Origin of the sequence: Streptomyces sp. NBC_01478 (genome assembly GCF_036227225.1) — a bacterium.
Lineage (GTDB): Bacteria > Actinomycetota > Actinomycetes > Streptomycetales > Streptomycetaceae > Streptomyces.
Genome location: NZ_CP109444.1, coordinates 3,453,221 through 3,469,891 on the forward strand (window position 1 = coordinate 3,453,221; position 16,671 = coordinate 3,469,891).

Annotated in this window: 16 protein-coding genes and 1 pseudogene; 9 read left to right on the forward strand and 8 right to left on the reverse strand. The window is 70.6% G+C overall.

All coding sequences use genetic code 11. The annotated features are described in order from the left end of the window. Nucleotides 1-202 precede the first annotated feature (202 nt). Complete coding sequence (locus tag OG223_RS15590) at nucleotides 203-1,576, forward strand: cysteine desulfurase/sulfurtransferase TusA family protein (protein WP_329248085.1); 1,374 nt, start codon at nucleotides 203-205, stop codon at nucleotides 1,574-1,576. 88 nt (nucleotides 1,577-1,664) lie between these two features. Here the strand turns inward: OG223_RS15590 and OG223_RS15595 are convergent, their stop codons facing one another. Beyond that, nucleotides 1,665-2,639, reverse strand: coding sequence for a carbohydrate kinase family protein (locus tag OG223_RS15595; RefSeq protein ID WP_329248088.1), 975 nt, complete (start codon nucleotides 2,637-2,639; stop codon nucleotides 1,665-1,667). Between the two features lie 131 nt (nucleotides 2,640-2,770). On the opposite strand from OG223_RS15595, the gene OG223_RS15600 reads away from it, so the two are divergent. Continuing rightward, complete coding sequence (locus OG223_RS15600; protein ID WP_329248090.1) at nucleotides 2,771-3,016, forward strand: hypothetical protein; 246 nt, start codon at nucleotides 2,771-2,773, stop codon at nucleotides 3,014-3,016. A 170-nt stretch (nucleotides 3,017-3,186) separates the two neighbouring features. Beyond that, nucleotides 3,187-5,073 carry a hypothetical protein gene (locus OG223_RS15605; protein ID WP_329248093.1) on the forward strand — a complete coding sequence of 629 codons (1,887 nt, stop codon included), beginning with the start codon at nucleotides 3,187-3,189 and terminating at the stop codon, nucleotides 5,071-5,073. Nucleotides 5,074-5,203: 130 nt separating this feature from the next. Here OG223_RS15605 and OG223_RS15610 read toward each other — a convergent pair whose 3' ends face one another. Continuing rightward, the gene (locus tag OG223_RS15610) at nucleotides 5,204-5,560 is read right to left on the reverse strand and encodes an iron-sulfur cluster assembly accessory protein (RefSeq protein ID WP_019065032.1); all 357 of its coding nucleotides are present in this window, start codon (nucleotides 5,558-5,560) and stop codon (nucleotides 5,204-5,206) included. A gap of 286 nt (nucleotides 5,561-5,846) precedes the next feature. On the opposite strand from OG223_RS15610, the gene nadA reads away from it, so the two are divergent. Further along, nucleotides 5,847-7,031 carry a quinolinate synthase NadA gene (gene nadA, locus OG223_RS15615; protein ID WP_329248096.1) on the forward strand — a complete coding sequence of 395 codons (1,185 nt, stop codon included), beginning with the start codon at nucleotides 5,847-5,849 and terminating at the stop codon, nucleotides 7,029-7,031. Nucleotides 7,032-7,041: 10 nt separating this feature from the next. Here nadA and OG223_RS15620 read toward each other — a convergent pair whose 3' ends face one another. The 4 genes from OG223_RS15620 to OG223_RS15635 all read right to left on the reverse strand — a co-directional run bounded on the left by OG223_RS15620 (nucleotide 7,042) and on the right by OG223_RS15635 (nucleotide 10,206). After that, nucleotides 7,042-7,725 carry a response regulator transcription factor gene (locus OG223_RS15620; RefSeq protein WP_329248099.1) on the reverse strand — a complete coding sequence of 228 codons (684 nt, stop codon included), beginning with the start codon at nucleotides 7,723-7,725 and terminating at the stop codon, nucleotides 7,042-7,044. Next, nucleotides 7,722-8,969, reverse strand: coding sequence for a sensor histidine kinase (locus tag OG223_RS15625; RefSeq protein WP_329248102.1), 1,248 nt, complete (start codon nucleotides 8,967-8,969; stop codon nucleotides 7,722-7,724). Before OG223_RS15625 ends, OG223_RS15620 begins: the two co-directional genes overlap by 4 nt. A 141-nt stretch (nucleotides 8,970-9,110) precedes the next feature. Next, nucleotides 9,111-9,389, reverse strand: coding sequence for a PspA-associated protein PspAA (gene pspAA / locus OG223_RS15630; RefSeq protein ID WP_329248105.1), 279 nt, complete (start codon nucleotides 9,387-9,389; stop codon nucleotides 9,111-9,113). A gap of 22 nt (nucleotides 9,390-9,411) precedes the next feature. Further along, nucleotides 9,412-10,206, reverse strand: a complete 795-nt coding sequence (locus tag OG223_RS15635) for a PspA/IM30 family protein (protein ID WP_329248108.1) — start codon at nucleotides 10,204-10,206, stop codon at nucleotides 9,412-9,414. A gap of 259 nt (nucleotides 10,207-10,465) precedes the next feature. Here OG223_RS15635 and OG223_RS15640 point away from each other — a divergent pair, with 259 nt between their 5' ends. The 3 genes from OG223_RS15640 (at nucleotide 10,466) to OG223_RS15650 (ending at nucleotide 13,054) form a co-directional block, all read left to right on the forward strand. Continuing rightward, a complete protein-coding gene (locus tag OG223_RS15640) occupies nucleotides 10,466-11,104 on the forward strand; it encodes a DUF3043 domain-containing protein (protein ID WP_329265290.1) in 639 nt (212 codons plus the stop codon). A gap of 83 nt (nucleotides 11,105-11,187) precedes the next feature. Beyond that, nucleotides 11,188-11,889 carry a class I SAM-dependent methyltransferase gene (locus tag OG223_RS15645; protein ID WP_329248111.1) on the forward strand — a complete coding sequence of 234 codons (702 nt, stop codon included), beginning with the start codon at nucleotides 11,188-11,190 and terminating at the stop codon, nucleotides 11,887-11,889. 76 nt (nucleotides 11,890-11,965) lie between these two features. Continuing rightward, nucleotides 11,966-13,054: a S1C family serine protease gene (locus OG223_RS15650; protein ID WP_329248115.1), complete on the forward strand. Its 1,089-nt coding sequence runs from the start codon at nucleotides 11,966-11,968 to the stop codon at nucleotides 13,052-13,054. Nucleotides 13,055-13,126: 72 nt separating this feature from the next. Here OG223_RS15650 and OG223_RS15655 read toward each other — a convergent pair whose 3' ends face one another. Beyond that, complete coding sequence (locus tag OG223_RS15655) at nucleotides 13,127-13,339, reverse strand: hypothetical protein (protein ID WP_033284163.1); 213 nt, start codon at nucleotides 13,337-13,339, stop codon at nucleotides 13,127-13,129. A 235-nt stretch (nucleotides 13,340-13,574) separates the two neighbouring features. On the opposite strand from OG223_RS15655, the gene OG223_RS15660 reads away from it, so the two are divergent. Beyond that, on the forward strand, nucleotides 13,575-14,777 hold the full coding sequence (locus OG223_RS15660) for a bifunctional adenosylcobinamide kinase/adenosylcobinamide-phosphate guanylyltransferase (RefSeq protein WP_329248117.1): 1,203 nt from the start codon (nucleotides 13,575-13,577) through the stop codon (nucleotides 14,775-14,777). Here OG223_RS15660 and OG223_RS15665 read toward each other — a convergent pair. Beyond that, nucleotides 14,774-15,307 (reverse strand): methyltransferase domain-containing protein, encoded by a 534-nt coding sequence (locus OG223_RS15665; RefSeq protein WP_329248120.1) that lies wholly within the window; start codon nucleotides 15,305-15,307, stop codon nucleotides 14,774-14,776. The two genes, OG223_RS15660 and OG223_RS15665, sit on opposite strands and share 4 nt — an antisense overlap. A 138-nt stretch (nucleotides 15,308-15,445) precedes the next feature. Here OG223_RS15665 and cobT point away from each other — a divergent pair. Further along, a pseudogene (cobT, locus tag OG223_RS15670) lies at nucleotides 15,446-16,528 on the forward strand (nicotinate-nucleotide--dimethylbenzimidazole phosphoribosyltransferase); the annotation flags it as partial. Nucleotides 16,529-16,671: the final 143 nt, after the last annotated feature.

Consider the following 16,671-nt stretch of genomic DNA (forward strand, 5'->3'; position numbering starts at 1 on the left):
GGGTTTGGATGTTTATGCGGACCAAACCCTAGCCGACGCCCTCCGGGGGTTCGCGGGGAGGGTGGCATACGCGCCGCCCGTTACTCCTTGCGCCTAATAGCTCGGGGGTTCAGGTGATTTGGGCGGGTGCGGGTGCGTTGTGGTTGCTCGCGCAGTTCCCCGCGCCCCTGAGGAAAGGCACCGTACGTTTTAACGTTGGCGTGTGTCCTACTTTGATGCCGCATCCTCCGCTCCGCTCCATCCCGTCGCCCGGCAGGCGCTGTTGGCGTCCCTGGACGAAGGGTGGGCGGACCCCGCCAGGTTGTACAGGGAGGGGCGTAAGGCGCGCCTGCTGCTGGACGCCGCTCGTGAAGCTGCTGCCGAAGCCGTCGGGTGCCGACCCGACGAATTGGTGTTCACGGGCTCCGGAACTCGAGCCGTGCACAGCGGTATCGCGGGAGCGCTGGCGGGGCGGCGGCGCGTCGGGCGTCACCTGATCGTGTCAGCGGTTGAACACTCTTCCGTGCTCCATTCGGCCGAGGCGCTGGTCGCGGAGGGCGGTTCGTCCACCGAGGTGCCCGTGGACCGTACGGGGGCGGTGAGCGTGGCGGCGTACGCGGATTCCCTCCGGTCGGACACCGCGCTGGCCTGCCTCCAGTCGGCCAACCACGAGGTGGGGACCGTGCAGCCGGTCGCCGAGGTGGCCGAGGCGTGCCGGGCGGTCGGGGTGCCGTTGCTGGTCGACGCGGCGCAGTCGCTGGGGTGGGGGCCGGTCGAGGGCGCCTGGTCGCTGCTCACGGCCAGCGCGCACAAGTGGGGCGGCCCGGCCGGGGTCGGGCTGCTGGTGGTGCGGAAGGGCGTGCGCTTCGCGGCTCAACAGCCCGCCGACGAAAGGGAGTTGGGCAGGTCCCCCGGCTTCGAGAACATCCCCGCCGTCGTGGCCGCGGCCGCCTCGCTCCGCGCGGTGCGTGCGGAAGCGGCCCAGGAGGCGGTACGGCTACGGGAACTGACGGAGCGGATCCGGACGCGGGTGCCGCGGCTGGTGCCGGGGGTGGATGTGGTCGGCGATCCGGTGCGCCGGCTGCCCGGGATCGTCACCTTCTCCTGTCTCTATGTCGATGGAGAGACCCTCCTGCACGAACTGGACCGCGCCGGTTTCTCCGTCTCCTCCGGCTCCTCCTGCACGAGCAGCACACTGACGCCCAGCCATGTGCTGAAGGCGATGGGCGTGCTGAGTGAGGGGAATGTGCGGGTGTCGTTGCCGCGGGGAGCGGTGGAGGAGGACGTCGAGCGTTTTCTCGCCGTGCTGCCGGGGGCGGTGGCGGGGGCGCGGGAGAAGTTGGGGGCGGAGGTGCCGATGACGGTCGTGGAAAAGGAGGACGACTCCCTCGTCGTGGACGCCCTCGGCAAGCGCTGCCCGATCCCGGTGATCGAGCTCGCCAAGGTCATCGGCGATGTCCCGATCGGCGGCACGATCCGGGTCCTGTCGGATGACGAGGCCGCGCGGCTGGACATCCCGGCGTGGTGCGAGATGCGGGGCCAGGAGTACGTGGGCGAGGAGGAGGGCCCGGCGTACGTGGTACGCCGGGCAAGTTGAGCGCCCCCTTCAGGGGCGCGGGGCTGTGTCGATATGCGGCTACCGCCGCGTGTGCGCGACCAGCCCCCACGCGCCCGCGGACGACCAATCAGCCCAGGTAACCCCGGACCTCACCAGCCGCATCATGCCCGTAAGCCTTGGTGAACCGGTCCAGGAAGTGCACCCGCCGCAACTGGTACTCCTGCGTCCCCACAGTCTCGATGACCAGCGTCGCGAGCATGCAGCCGACCTGCGCCGCCCGCTCAAGGGAAACCCCCCACGCCAGCGCCGAGAGGAACCCCGCCCGGAACGCGTCGCCGACACCCGTGGGATCGGCCTTGCGCTCCTCCTCCGCGCAGCCGACCTCGATCGGGTCCGCGCCGACCCGCTCGATGCGGACACCGCGCGAGCCGAGCGTGGTGACGCGGTGGCCGACCCTGGACAGGATCTCCTCGTCGCTCCAGCCGGTCTTGGACTCGATGAGGCCCTTCTCGTACTCGTTCGAGAAGAGGTACGCCGAACCGTCCAGCAGGATGCGGATGTCGTCGCCCTCCATGCGGGCGATCTGCTGGGAGAAGTCCGCGGCGAAGGGGATGGAACGGGTCCGGCACTCCTCCGTGTGGCGGAGCATCGCCTCGGGGTCGTCGGCGCCGATCAGGACCAGGTCGAGGCCGCCCACGCGGTCGGCGACGGTCTTCAGCTCGATCTGGCGGGCCTCGCTCATGGCGCCGGTGTAGAAGGAGCCGATCTGGTTGTGGTCGGCGTCGGTGGTGCACACGAAGCGCGCGGTGTGCAGCGTCTCCGAGATACGGACCGAGTCGGTGTCCACGCCGTGGCGGTCGAGCCAGTCGCGGTACTCGGCGAAGTCGGAGCCGGCGGCGCCGACCAGGATCGGCTTGGTGCCGAGCTGGCCCATGCCGAAGGCGATGTTGGCGCCGACCCCGCCCCGGCGTACGTCGAGGTTGTCGACCAGGAAGGAGAGCGACACCGTGTGCAACTGGTCCGCGACCAACTGGTCGGCGAAGCGGCCGGGGAAGGTCATGAGGTGGTCGGTGGCGATGGATCCGGTGACTGCGATGCGCACGGCGAGGACTCTCCTGAGGGAGGCTGCGTTGACAGTTCACGCTACCCGGTCGGCGCGGCGGCTCTGAAGCGGCCAAAACTACCCGATAGTAGATCTTTCTTCGCGAGGTCGAGCGTGCCTACGGTGCCGCTATGACGAACCTCAAAGTCGATGGCTCCGTTCCGGTCAACGTTTCGGCCACCGTTCCGGCCCACCTCGAAGGCGAAGGCGCGGCGGACCTCGCGGCGCTGCGCGGCGACTGCGCGCGGATGGCTCCCCACTGGACGGCTCCCGACCGGATCGTCTCCGCTCCGGTGTCCCCGTCGCTCATCCACGGCGTGTCGGTGCCGTCGAAGTCCGCTCGACTGCTGGACGGCATGTCGGAGTACGGCGACTGAGTTCCGAGCCCGTCGGCTCGATCGGCGCGTTCAGGGGAACCGTGCGCTCCCCCGCTGCGTCCCATCGCTGTCCCCCGTAAAGGGGATGCGGGATACGACCTTTCCGCCCGCCCCTTTGACAGGGGCGGGTCAGGGTCAAGGGACAGTTGCGCAGCCGAAGGAGCGATGCGGTGAACACCGAGCGACCCGACAACGACGACACGCCCGGCACGTCCGGTGACGTGCGGGGCGTGGGGGACGCCGCGAAGGGCTCCGCGGAGGGGCTTGAGGACGGCGGTACCGGGGTGGGGTCCGGCACGGGGACCGGTTCTACGGCGGCTGACGCGAAGGCCGATCACGGGCAGCCGGACGACACTGGGCACTCGGTGTCCGACGTAGACGCCGAGCAGCCGAAGACAGCCGACGCCGCGGCGCCCGAGGCTGACGCGGACGAGCCGGAAGCGATCGGTGCGGAAGTCGGCCGGCCGGAAGAAGTAGTAGCAGCAGCGGATCCGGCGTTGCCCGGCGCTGAGGCCACCCACCCGGAACAGCCCGATCCAGCAACCCCCGACACCGACACCGACCTCCCCCTCCACACCCACTCCCACTCCCCCGAATCCGACGACAGGCGCCCGACCCGATCCCGGTCCCCCCTCGTCATCGCCTCCGTAGCCGCCGCCGTGCTGCTCGTCGGCGGTGGTGGGGCGTATCTCGCGTCGTCCTCGTCGTCCTCCGGAGGTGCGGGGGACGGGACGGGGTCCGCGGCGTCCGGTGCGGACGGGACTCCGCCGCCGCTCGCGCTCGACGGGTACTCGGCGGGCGGCACCGGTGGGATCGCGGTCGGGGAGCCGAATCCGTACGGCCAGACGTACCGGGCGGCGGGCACGCTGCCCGGTGGGCCGAAATCCGCTGCCGTCTACTCTCCCGAGGGCTCGGTCACCAAGGACCAGGTCGCTAGGCTCGCGAGGGCGCTCGGTGTCGCGGGGACACCGGTGGCCGAGGGGCAGTACTGGAAGGTGGGCGGGCAGGACGCGAGCGGTCCGAGTCTGCAGGTGAACAAGGCGGCGCCGGGCATGTGGACGTTCAGCCGCTACGCACCCGGCACCGACGCCTGCACCGGCGGCACCCTCAAGTGCACGCACGATCCCGGTACTTCGACCACCGACCCGGTGAGCGCGGCCGTGGCGAAGAAGGCAGCCGCCCCGGTCCTCAAGGCCGTCGGCCAGGACGACGCGAAGGTCGACGCGAGCCAACTCATGGGCGCGCAGCGGGTGGTGAACGCCGAGCCGGTGATCGACGGGCTGCCCACGCACGGGTGGACCACCGGGCTGACCGTCAGCGCCCAGGGTGAAGTGGTCGGCGGGAGCGGGCAGTTGGCGGAGCCGGTGAAGGGCGACGTCTATCCCGTGCTGAGTGCGGACAAGACGCTGGGCCTGATGAACGCGGCGCCGAAGACCGATCACCGTATGGGCATCGGCGGTTGCGCCAGTCCCGTGCCGCTGAAGGACCGGCTGGAGGCGCCCTGCGGACAGTCCACCGACGCCGCCTCCGCCTCCGCCACGCCCACGCAGGCCTCGGCCACCGTCGAGCACGCGGTGTTCGGGCTCGCCGTGCACTCCGTGAGCGGGCAGCAGACGCTGGTGCCGTCGTGGTTGTTCGAGGTGCGGGGGCAGAGCGGGCAGGACAGCTACACCGTGACGTATCCGGCGATCGACCCGACGTATCTGGCCTCGGCCAACACGCCCACTCCGACGGCGAGTTCGACGTCCACCGCGGCGCCGCACGATGTCAAGGCGGACGGTTACACGGCCGACGGGAAGAGTCTCACCGTGGCCTTCACCGGTGGGGTGTGCGACGACTACAAGGTGTCGGCCGTGGAGAGTTCGGACAAGGTGACGGTCACGGTGACCGCCACGCCCTGGCCGGACAAGGTCTGCATCATGATCGCCAAGATCTACCACCAGACCGTGCAGTTGAAGGCGCCGGTCGGTGACCGCGCCGTGGTGGGGCCGGACGGCACGAAGATCCCCGTGGAGCAGAAGGTGGAGGTGGGGACAGGCCCCTCACTGGCCCGCTGAGAGCCGTACGGGCACCGGAAAAGCCCGAAGGCGGCGGCCCCGTCGGAGGGGGCCGCCGCCTTCGCCTTGCTCAACCGCCTTGCGGGGTTGCTCAACCGCCTTGCGGGGTTGCTCAACCGCCTTGCGGGGTTTAGCTGAACGAGTCGCCGCAGGCGCAGGAGCCTGTCGCGTTCGGGTTGTCGATCGTGAAGCCCTGCTTCTCGATGGTGTCCACGAAGTCGATGGAGGCGCCGCCCAGGTACGGGGCGCTCATCCGGTCGGTGACGACCTTGACGCCGCCGAAGTCCTTGACGACATCGCCGTCGAGGGAGCGCTCGTCGAAGAAGAGCTGGTAACGCAGGCCGGAGCAGCCGCCGGGCTGGACGGCGACACGCAGGGCCAGATCCTCACGGCCTTCCTGGTCGAGCAGGGCCTTGACCTTCGCCGCGGCGGCGTCGGACAGAAGGATGCCGTCGGTGACGGTGCTGGTCTCGTCCGATACGGACATCTACATCTCTCCCGGGTTGTACGGAGACTGCTTGCCGACATTTCAACCGGCGTGACCGCGGATTCATTCCGGGCCGGGTGGCGTTCTTTTCGCCTGTATCTCTTCTGCTCTCCCATCCATGCTCGCACACCCCTGCAAGGCCCCTCGCCGAGCGCGTATCGAGCGACTGCCGGGATTGATGTCACATCGACGCTATGGGCATCGTCAAACTGACGTGAAGCAGTTATGATAGATAACGTCAATTCGACGAAAAGGCTTGTCTGTCAGAACAGAAAGGGTGCGTGTCGTGACCACCGCCCAGACCCAGGAGCTCGACGTTCAGCCGACGCCCCTCGCCCTGCTGCTGCTCGGCCGTGAGGCCGACCCGAGGAGCGAGCGTGGTGTCGAGTGCCCCGGCGACCTGCCCTCGCCGTCCGACCCGGACCTGGTCGAGCGGGCCCGCGCGGCCAAGGAGAAGCTCGGCGAGAAGGTCTTCGTGCTCGGCCACCACTACCAGCGCGACGAGGTCATCCAGTTCGCCGATGTCACGGGCGACTCCTTCAAGCTGGCCCGGGACGCGGCCGCGCGCCCGGAGGCCGAGTACATCGTGTTCTGCGGTGTGCACTTCATGGCGGAGTCCGCGGACATCCTGACCGGCGACGACCAGAAGGTCGTCCTCCCCGATCTCGCGGCCGGCTGCTCGATGGCCGACATGGCCACCGCCGAGCAGGTCGCCGAGTGCTGGGACGTGCTGACCGAGGCCGGCATAGCCGAGCGGGTCGTGCCCGTCTCGTACATGAACTCGTCCGCCGACATCAAGGCGTTCACGGGCAAGCACGGCGGCACGATCTGCACCTCCTCGAACGCCGAGCGGGCCCTTGAATGGGCCTTCGAGCAGGGCGAGCAGGTGCTGTTCCTGCCCGACCAGCACCTCGGGCGCAACACGGCCGTCCGCGACCTGGGCATGAGCCTGGAGGACTGCGTCCTCTACAACCCGCACAAGCCCAACGGGGGCCTCACCGTTGAGCAGTTGAGGGCAGCGAAGATGATCCTGTGGCGCGGCCACTGCTCGGTGCACGGCCGCTTCTCGCTGGAGTCGGTGGAGGACATACGGGCCCGGATCCCGGGTGTCAACGTCCTCGTCCACCCCGAGTGCAAGAACGAGGTAGTGGCCGCGGCGGACTACGTCGGGTCGACCGAGTACATCATCAAGGCACTTGAGGCGGCTCCGGCCGGTTCGAAGTGGGCCATCGGCACCGAGCTGAATCTCGTACGACGGCTCGCGAACCGTTTCGCGCCCGAGGGCAAGGAGATCGTCTTCCTCGACAAGACGGTCTGCTTCTGCTCGACGATGAACCGCATCGACCTCCCCCACCTGGTCTGGACCCTGGAGTCCCTCGCCGAGGGCAACCTGGTCAACCGCATCGAGGTGGACAAGGAGACGGAGGCGTTCGCCAAGCTGGCGCTGGAGCGGATGCTGGCGCTGCCGTAGGCCTGCCGGGTTATTCCACCCGCGGCCGGACCAGGCCCGACTCGTAGGCGATGACGACGAGTTGGGCCCGGTCGCGGGCGCCCAGTTTGGACATGGCGCGGTTGACGTGGGTCTTCACCGTCAGCGGGCTGACCTCCAGACGTTCGGCGATCTCGTCGTTCGAGAGGCCGCCGGCGACCTGGACGAGGACCTCGCGTTCGCGCACGGTGAGGGCTTCGAGGCGCTCGGCGCGGGCCGGGTCGCGGTCGTCGTCCAGGTCGCCCTGGGCGAGGAAGCGGGCGATCAGGCCCTTGGTGGCCACGGGCGAGAGCAGGGCCTCGCCGGCCGCGGCGACCCTGATCGCGCTCAGGAGTTCCTCGGGTTCCGAGCCCTTGCCCAGGAAGCCGGACGCGCCCGCGCGCAGCGACTGCACCACGTAGTCGTCGACCTCGAAGGTCGTCAGGATGACCACGCGGACGTGGGCGAGGGACGGGTCGGCGCTGATCATGCGGGTGGCGGCGAGGCCGTCCGTGCCGGGCATCCGGATGTCCATGAGTACGACGTCGGCCCGTTCCGCCTTGGCCAGCCGTACGGCCTCCGCGCCGTCCGCGGCCTCCCCCACGACCTCCATGTCGGGCTCGGAGTCGACGAGTACACGGAAGGCGCTGCGCAGCAGGGCCTGGTCGTCGGCGAGCAGGACACGGATCGTCGTCATACGGGGTCCCCCGAGGCGCGTGGGCGGGTCTTGACCGGCAGGATCGCATGGACGCGGAAGCCGCCTCCGTACCGGGGACCGGTGGTGAGGGTGCCGCGCAGGGCGGTGACGCGCTCGCGCATGCCGAGCAGGCCGTGGCCGCCGCCGGAGTCGGGGTCCTGGTCCTCGCCGGAGCCGTTGTCGAGGACGGTGACCTCCACGTTCGGGCCCACGCGGACGACGCTGACCTCGGCCTTCGCCTCCGTTCCCGCGTGTTTCTGCACGTTGGTGAGGGCTTCCTGGATGACGCGGTAGGCGGCCAGGTCGACGGCCGCGGGGAGGGTGGTGCCGTTGTCGGCGCGGGCCACCTCGACCTGGAGGCCCGCGCTGCGGAAGGTGCCGGCGAGCTCTTCGAGGCGGTCGAGGCCCGGGGCCGGTTCGGTGGGCGCCTCGGGGTCGCCGGACTGGCGCAACAGGCCGACGGTGGCGCGGAGTTCGTTGAGCGCGGAGCGGCTGGCCTCGCGTACGTGGGCGAGGGCCTCCTTGGCCTGGTCGGGGCGCTTGTCCATGACGTGCGCGGCGACTCCGGCCTGCACATTGACCAGGGCGATGTGGTGGGCGACCACGTCGTGCAGGTCCCGGGCGATGCGCAGCCGCTCCTCGGCGACCCTGCGGCGGGCCTCCTCCTCGCGGGTGCGCTCGGCCCGTTCGGCGCGCTCGCGTATGGCGTGCACGAATTCCTTACGGCTGCGTACGGCGTCGCCGGCGGCGGCCGCCATGCCGGTCCAGGCGAAGATGCCGAGGTTCTCCTGGGCGTACCACGGGAGGGGGCCGCCGAGCATCGCGGCGCCGGTCAGCACGGTCATCGTGAGCAGGGCGACGCGCCAGGTGGTGGAGCGGTCGGTGGTGACGGCGACGGTGAACAGGGCGACCACGGCGGACATCGCGACCGGGGCGCGGGGGTCACTGGTGACGCTCTCGATGAGGGAGGCGGTCGCGGTGACGGCGAGCACCAGCATGGGGGCGCGGCGGCGTTTGACCAGCGCGGCGGCGCCGACCGCCATGAGGATCAGGCTGAGGGGGGCGGGGGTGCGGAGGCCCCAGCTCACCCCGTTGTCCCCGTGCGGGTCCACGAAGGAACCGGCGACCATGCAGACGAGCACCGCGGCGGCGAGGGCCGCGTCCAGGGCGGAGGGGTGCGCCTTCGCCTGGCAGCGGGCACGGTCCAGGGTGCGGGTCCCTGCCGGGGGCGGAACGGGGGCCAACGGTGCGTCTCCTTGTGAGTGACCGGTGCTGGGGTGACCCCGTACTGGGGGCGCCGCCCCCAGACCCCCGCTTCGGCCTGGACGGCCTCGTCCTCAAACGCCGGACGGGCTGACAGTTGGCCCTCGCCTACAAGGAGCCCCCTACCCCGGGATCAAGCCGTCGTCGCTCAGCAGGTCCCGGACCTCCTCCAGGGTTGCGTCCTCGGCCGGGAGGATCAGCTCGGACGGTTCCAGGGAGTCGTCCGGGAGGGGGTCGCCCAGTTCGCGGACCTTTGCCAGGAGGGCCTGGAGGGTCTCGCGGAAAGCCGGGCCGTCGCCGTTGCGCACTTCCGTCAGGAGTACGTCGTCCAGCTTGTTCAGCTCGGTGAGGTGGCCGTCGGCCAGCCTCACCTGCCCCTCCCCCATGATCCGTACGATCATGTCGCCCTCCTCAGGCGTGGGCCTACTGCTTGTCGAAGCGCGGAGTGTCCTGCGGCTGCTGGGGCTGCGCCTTGTCGGCGCCGCCCTCGATCGCCTGCTGCGGAGTGGACGAACCGCCGGCCAGCTCCGCCTTCATGCGCTGCAGTTCCAGCTCTACATCCGTACCACCGGACAGGCGTTCCAGCTCGGCCTGGATGTCGTCCTTGGCCATGCCGGTCGGGTCGTCGAGGGCGCCGGAGGCGAGGAGCTCGTCGATCGCGCCGGCGCGGGCCTGGAGCTGCTGGGTCTTGTCCTCGGCGCGCTGGATGGCAAGCCCGACATCGCCCATCTCCTCGGAGATGCCGCTGAAGGCCTCGCCGATCCGGGTCTGTGCCTGGGCCGCCGTGTACGTGGCCTTGATGGTCTCCTTCTTCGTACGGAAGGCGTCCACCTTGGCCTGGAGGCGCTGGGCCGCGAGGGTGAGCTTCTCCTCCTCGCCCTGGAGGGTGGTGTGCTGGGTCTCCAGGTCCGTCACCTGCTGCTGCAGGGCGGCGCGGCGCGAGAGTGCCTCGCGGGCCAGGTCCTCGCGGCCGAGGGCGAGCGCCTTGCGGCCCTGGTCCTCCAGCTTCGAGGACTGCGACTGCAACTGGTTGAGCTGGAGCTCCAGACGCTTGCGTGACGTGGCGACGTCGGCCACACCCCGGCGCACCTTCTGAAGCAGCTCCAGTTGCTTCTGGTACGAGTAATCGAGGGTTTCGCGCGGGTCCTCGGCCCGGTCAAGGGCCTTGTTCGCCTTCGCGCGGAAGATCATCCCCATACGCTTCATGACACCGCTCATGGGCTTCGCGCGCCCCCTTCTGACGGACTCCAGCTCCAGCGACTGCAACAGAACCCACAGTACGGGCCCTGCATCCATTACCGCACTGTTCGGGGACGGATGCGCTCATCCCCAAGGACGACTGCCTACGGTCCCGCTCCGGCGTAAGGAGTAGGTGTTCCCCGGGTAACGCCCCGGAGTCGACCCTGAAGTCGACCGTCTGCGACGTCCCCCTTGTCCCGTACAGACGACTGGTGTTGCCGGATCGTTCCCCAGCGGACTGGGGTCCAACCCCATTCACCCCTTACCCTTGGGTTTTGTGTTCCGTAGCCGTGCCAAGGAAGAGAAGGCAGCGCCCACCGACAAGGTGTCGCTGACCGACTCCAAGCAGCCCCGAGACCCGCAGGCCCCGAAGGGTCGGCCCACGCCCAAGCGCAGTGAGTCACAGACTCAGCGCCGCAGCGTCGCCAACACTTCGATGACGCGGAAGGACGCCTCCAAGCGTCAGCGCGACGAGCGCCGTGCGCAGATGGAGCGCCAGCGCACCGCGCTGGCCACCGGTGACGAGCGGTATCTGCCGGCCCGTGACAAGGGCCCGATCCGCAAGTTCGCGCGTGACTACGTGGACTCGCGCATCAACATCGCCGAGTTCTTCCTGCCACTGGCCGTGGTGATCCTCGTGCTCAGCGTGGTGCAGATGCCCGCGCTGCAGAACATCGCGCTGCTGCTGTGGCTCGTGGTGATCATCCTGATCGTGGTCGACTCCTTCTGGAGCGCGTTCCGGCTGCGCAAGCTGCTCTCCGAGCGCTTCCCGGGCCAGAACACCAAGGGCTCGGTCCGGTACGCCCTGATGCGCTCCCTCCAGATGCGTCGACTCCGGCTGCCGAAGCCGCAGGTCAAGCGCGGAGAGCGGCCCTGAGCGCGGATTCCTTCTCCGGGGGCGCGGCGGATGCCTGGCTGAGCAGGCTGGGCGGGCTGCGGGATGTCGTACGACAGGAGCTGGTGGCCCGGCAGCTCGACGAGCAGATAGCCGGCCGGTATCCCGTCGGACAGCGGCTGCGGGTGCTCGACGTCGGGATGGGCCAGGGCACGCAGGCGCTGCGGCTGGCCCGGGCCGGGCATCAGGTGACCGGGCTCGAGCAGGAACCGAAGATGGTCGCCGCGGCCCGCGAGGCGCTGGCCGGCGAGCCCGAGGGCATCCGGGAGCGGGTGCGGATCATCGAGGGCGACGGCCGGGACACGGGCGTGCACTTCCTGCCGGGCAGTTTCGACGTCGTGCTGTGTCATGGCGTACTCATGTACGTGTCCGAGCCCGATCCGCTGCTCGCGGGTCTCGCGCGGATGCTGGCGCCGGGCGGGCTGCTGTCGCTGCTCGTGCGGAACGCCGACGCGCTGGCGATGCGGCCCGGACTGTCCTGGGACTGGGCGGGCGCGCTGGCCGCGTTCGACTCGACGGCGTACCGCAATCGGCTGGGCCTCGATGTGCGGGCCGACAAGCTGGGCACGCTCACCGCGACGCTGGCGGGGATCGGGGCGCCCCTTCAGGCCTGGTACGGCGTGCGGGTCTTCACCGACACCACTCCCGAAGGGGTCGAGATCCCGGCGGACGTCGAGTCGCTGCTGGCCGCCGAGGAGCGGGCCGGGCGGACGGATCCGTATCGGGCGGTGGCGGCGCTGCTGCATCTGTGCGGGGTGCGGGGCTGACGGCGCGCCCCTGACCCGGGGCTCGTTCGGGCGAGCAGCACGGGCCGGACATTCACCCCAAAGAGACACTCGGCGTATGGATTCTCCCCGTGCCCGTGCCTTCCGGCCCATCGCTCTGCTCGTCTGCTCGCTCGCGCTGGTCGCCGGATGTTCCGGCTCCGGGTCCTCGTCGTCCTCGTCGTCCTCGTCGTCCTCGTCGAAGAAGGGCGCTACGACCGCGCAGGCCGCCGTACCGATGGCGAGTGACGACCTCCAGAACGACTACCTGAAGGTGATCAAGGAGGTCCTGCCGTCGGTCGTGCAGATCCAGGCCAGCAGTGATCTGGGGTCGGGGGTCGTGTACGACGACCAGGGGCACATCGTCACCAACGCGCATGTCGTCGGGGACGAGAAGACCTTCAAGGTGACCACCGCGAACAGCGAGGACGTGCTCACCGCCAGGCTCGTGTACTCGTATCCCGGGCAGGACCTGGCCGTCGTCAAGCTGGACAGGATGCCGGACGGGCTGAAGACGGCGACCTTCGCCGACTCCTCCAAGGTCGAGGTGGGGCAGATCGTCCTCGCCATGGGTTCGCCGCTCGGACTGTCGTCCAGCGTGACCCAGGGCATCGTGTCGGCGACCGGACGGACCGTCAGCGAGGGCAGCAGCGACGGGGGTACGGGCGCGACCATCGCCAACATGGTGCAGACCTCGGCCGCGATCAACCCCGGCAACAGCGGGGGCGCGCTCGTCAATCTGAACGGGCAGGTCATCGGCATCCCGACCCTCGCCGCGACCGACCCGAACCTCGGGGGCGGTGCCGCGCCCGGTATCGGGTTCGCGATCCCGTCCTCGATGGTGAAGACGGTCGCCGACCAGATCGTCAAGGACGGCAAGGTCACCGACTCGGGGCGGGCGGCCCTCGGCATCACCGGACGCACGGTCGTCGACGACAGTTATCAGGCGGCCGGGGTCGCCGTGGTCGAGGTGAAGAGCGGTGGGGCCGCCGGCAAGGCGGGCATCCAGGCCGGCGACATCGTCACGCGGCTCGGCGATACGGACATCACCACGATCACCTCCCTGTCCGAGGCGCTGGCGTCCGACCAGCCGGGGCAGAAGACGACGGTGACGTATACGCGGAACGGGGCGTCGAAGAAGGCCGATGTGACGCTGGGCGAGCAGTAGCCCTGCGGGGAACGAGGTGGGGGCGGCCGGTGCCTTCTCCGGCCGCCCCCACCCGCTCTGTCCTACGACGGGTTACGCGTCCTCGGCGTGCAGGCTCATCGGACCGTAGATCTGTGTGCCGTCCTCGAAGAGGAACACCTGGTCCGCGCCGCCGGCGACGAGTTCCTTCCAGATCTCGCCGAGCCAGGACTCGGCGTCCCCCTGTGTGGTGAACTCCTCCGGCGTGACCGCGGGTTCGACCTCGGTCCCGTCGGACTTCTCGAACCGCCAGATCCATGCCGCCATCTACGCCTCCAAAGTCTGAGCGCGTGCAGAGCAGAAGCCGGATCTTGGTCCGGCTTCTGCTGAGCAGCCTATTCGCTCCGCTGGGTTAGTGGGGGTGAGCTGCGGGGATTCGGTCGGGTGCGGGTCGGTGGGGGGCTGGGCGCGCCCCGCGGCGGAACCGCAAATGTCACCACCCCGCGCCCCTTAGGGGGTATCGGCCGCGCGTGTCTATCAGTGACCGGAGAAAATCGAACCTGTGGAACTCACTCTGCTTGGTACCGGTGCCCCCACTGGACTCCCCCGTCCCGACTGTCCCTGTGCTGCCTGTGCCGTGTCGCTCGGGGTGGATGCCCGGGCCGCTACCGCCGTGCTCGTGGACGGGACGTTGCTGCTCGATCTGACGCCGGGGGCGGCCTTCGCCGCGGCTCGGGCCGGGCATTCGCTCGGGGGCGTACGCCAGGTGCTGTTGTCGCATCCGCACGACGGGCCGGCGGTGGAGGTGCCGGCGGGGCTGCCGCAGCCGGGGCGGGTGCCGGACGGGCGGGAGCTCGCGTTGTTGACGGGGCATCGGGTGCGGGCGGTGGCGATGGACGCGCCCGGTACCGGGTACGCCGTCACCGGCCCGGACGGGCAGCGGGTGCTGTATCTGCCGCCGGGGGGCGCGCCGGCCGGTCTCGAGGAGGGGGCCGTCGCGTCGTACGACATGGTGCTCGCCGATGCCGTGGGGCGGCCGGACGCGCTGGCCAAGTTGCGGGCGGTGGGGGCGACGGGGCCCGCGACCGACGTCGTCGCCGTCCATCTCGATCACGATGTGGCGCCGGGCGCCGAGTTGACGCGGCGACTGGCGGCCGTGGGGGCGCGGGCCGTGCCGGACGGGACGACCTTGACCGTGGGGGTGTACGAGGACGTGCCCGATGTACCGCGGCGGACGCTGGTGCTGGGCGGGGCGCGGTCCGGGAAGTCGGTCGAGGCGGAGCGGCGGCTGGAGGCCTTTCCCGATGTGCTGTACGTCGCCACTGGCGGCTCGCGCAACGGGGACACCGAGTGGGCCTCCCGGGTCTCCGCGCACCGGGACCGGCGGCCGGGGTCGTGGCGTACGGCGGAGACATGTGACCTGGTGCCGCTGCTCGCGGAGGACGGGCCGCCGTTGCTCATCGACTGTCTGTCGCTGTGGCTGACGGACGCCATGGACTCCGTGGGGGCGTGGGACGACACGGAGTGGGGGGACGGCGGGGAGAAGCAACTCCGGGAGCGGGTACGGGAGTTGACGGCCGCCGTGCGCGCCACCCGGCGGACCCTGGTCGCCGTGTCGAACGAGGTGGGGTCGGGGATCGTGCCGGCGACCGCGTCCGGGCGCCGGTACCGGGACGAGCTGGGGCGGTTGAACGCCGCGGTCGCCGGTGAGTGCGAGCACGTGTTGCTGGTGGTGGCGGGGCGGGCGCTCGCCCTGCGCGGCTAGGGCTGCCGTTTTCTGCGGGCGATCAGGCGTTGCGGGGGCGGGAAACGGTCCGGGACCCGGCGGGCCTCCGTGACGAACTCGCAGTCGTGGGGCTCCAGTTGGGTGCGCAGGTCGTCCGGGCGGCCTTCCAGGAGAAGGAGCCCGCCGGGGCGCAGGACCGTGAGGGCCGCACGGAGTTCGGCCTCGGGGTCGGGGGCCGGCGAGCGGTCGCGCAGGAGGGTGACCACGTCGTAGCGGGACTGCAGGGCGGTCGTGATGTGCGGGTCCGTGAGGTGGCCGGCGTGGGCCTCCTCGATGCGTTCGGCGGCGCGGGCCCGGACGACTCGGGGGGTGGGGTCGAGGCCGTCGAAGGACGTGTACGGGAAGAGTTCCTTCGCCGTCTCGGGGAAGTGGGCGTCGCCCGTGCCGACGTCGAGCCAGCTCTCCGGTTCGGGGAGCAGCCGCAGGATCGCGCGGGCCAGCGCGCGGTGGCGGCGGCGTGCGTCGAGGGTGCTGACGCGCGTGCTGACGCGGGTGCGCAGGCTGTTCATGGGCGGCTCCCGGAGACGTACGACAATACGGTGCAAAACGATACGTACGGGATCTCGATCTTGAGGGCAAGGACGTCGGGGGCGCGTGGTGGCCATGTGGCGCTGTCGCGTTCGATCGCTGCCGGTACTGTTCGGCGAATGAGCTCGCTTAATCTCGACGACTTCACCGATCTGATCGAGCGCCCCGACGGCGGTGTGCGCCGTGACGCGGAGGCGCGCCGCGAACGTCAGATCGTGCCGCCCGGGTCGCTGGGGCGACTCGACGACCTGGGTGAGTGGCTGGCGGCGGCACAGGGCGCCGTGCCGGTGCGGCCGGTCGAACGGCCGCGTGTGGTGTTGTTCGCGGGCGACCACGGGATCGCCGAACTCGGTGTGTCGGCCCGACCGGCGGGCAGCGCCGGGGAGTTGGTGCGGTCGGTGCTGGAGGGCGGCAGCCCGGCGGCGGTGCTCGCCCGGCGGCTCGGGGTGCCGGTGCGGATCGTGGACATGGCCCTGGACTGCGAGCCGGGCGCACTGCCGGACGAGGTCGTGAAGCACCGGGTACGGCGGGGCAGCGGGCGGATCGACATCGAGGACGCGCTGACGCTGGAGGAGGCGACGGCCGCGTTCGAGGCCGGCGTCGCCGTCGCGAACGACGAAGCCGACTCCGGTACGGATCTGGTGGTCCTCGGCGATGTGAGCGTCGGCGGTACGACCCCGGCCGCCGTGCTGATCGCCGCGCTGTGCGGCACTGACGCGTCCGTCGTCACCGGGCGGGGCGGCCTCGCGATCGACGACCTCGCGTGGATGCGCAAGTGCGCGGCGATCCGGGACGCGCTGCGGCGGGCCCGGCCGGTGCTGGGCGACCAGTTGCAGCTCCTCGCGACGGTGGGCGGGGCCGACCTCGCCGCGATGACCGGGTTCCTGTTGCAGAGTGCCGTACGGAAACTGCCGGTGATCCTCGACGGCGTCGTGGCCGCCGCGTGCGCGCTGGTGGGCCAGCGGGTCGCCTTCCGGGCACCGGACTGGTGGCTGGCCGGCCAGAACAGCGGGGAACCGGGCCAGGCGAAGGCCCTGGACCGGATGGCCCTGGAGCCGCTCCTCGACCACGGCGTGACCGTCGGCGAGGGCGCGGGCGCGCTGCTCGCCCTGCCACTGGTACAGGCCGCGGCGGCGCTGGCCGCCGAACTCCCGCTCAAGCGGGACGAGTTGGCGGAGCCTGAGGGATTGGCGGAGCCTGAGGGATTGGCCAAGCCGGAGGAGTCGGCGGAACCCGAGGAGTCGACGAAGCCTTCCCCTTCCGTGGCGGCCGTGGCGGCCGTGGCGGCTGCGGAGCCCGTGGCTGCCGAGGAACCGCCTGTCTCTGTTACGGAGCCGGAAAGCGC

Bases quoted from the DNA above. Each gene is read 5' to 3' on its own strand.
- OG223_RS15600 (WP_329248090.1), top strand. From the start codon at position 2,771: ATGACGAACCTCAAAGTCGATGGCTCCGTTCCGGTCAACGTTTCGGCC.
- OG223_RS15665 (WP_329248120.1), bottom strand. From the start codon at position 15,307: ATGAACAGCCTGCGCACCCGCGTCAGCACGCGCGTCAGCACCCTCGAC.
- pspAA (WP_329248105.1), bottom strand. From the start codon at position 9,389: ATGATCGTACGGATCATGGGGGAGGGGCAGGTGAGGCTGGCCGACGGC.
- OG223_RS15620 (WP_329248099.1), bottom strand. From the start codon at position 7,725: ATGACGACGATCCGTGTCCTGCTCGCCGACGACCAGGCCCTGCTGCGC.
- OG223_RS15650 (WP_329248115.1), top strand. From the start codon at position 11,966: ATGGATTCTCCCCGTGCCCGTGCCTTCCGGCCCATCGCTCTGCTCGTC.
- OG223_RS15655 (WP_033284163.1), bottom strand. From the start codon at position 13,339: ATGGCGGCATGGATCTGGCGGTTCGAGAAGTCCGACGGGACCGAGGTC.
- OG223_RS15610 (WP_019065032.1), bottom strand. From the start codon at position 5,560: ATGTCCGTATCGGACGAGACCAGCACCGTCACCGACGGCATCCTTCTG.
- OG223_RS15635 (WP_329248108.1), bottom strand. From the start codon at position 10,206: ATGAGCGGTGTCATGAAGCGTATGGGGATGATCTTCCGCGCGAAGGCG.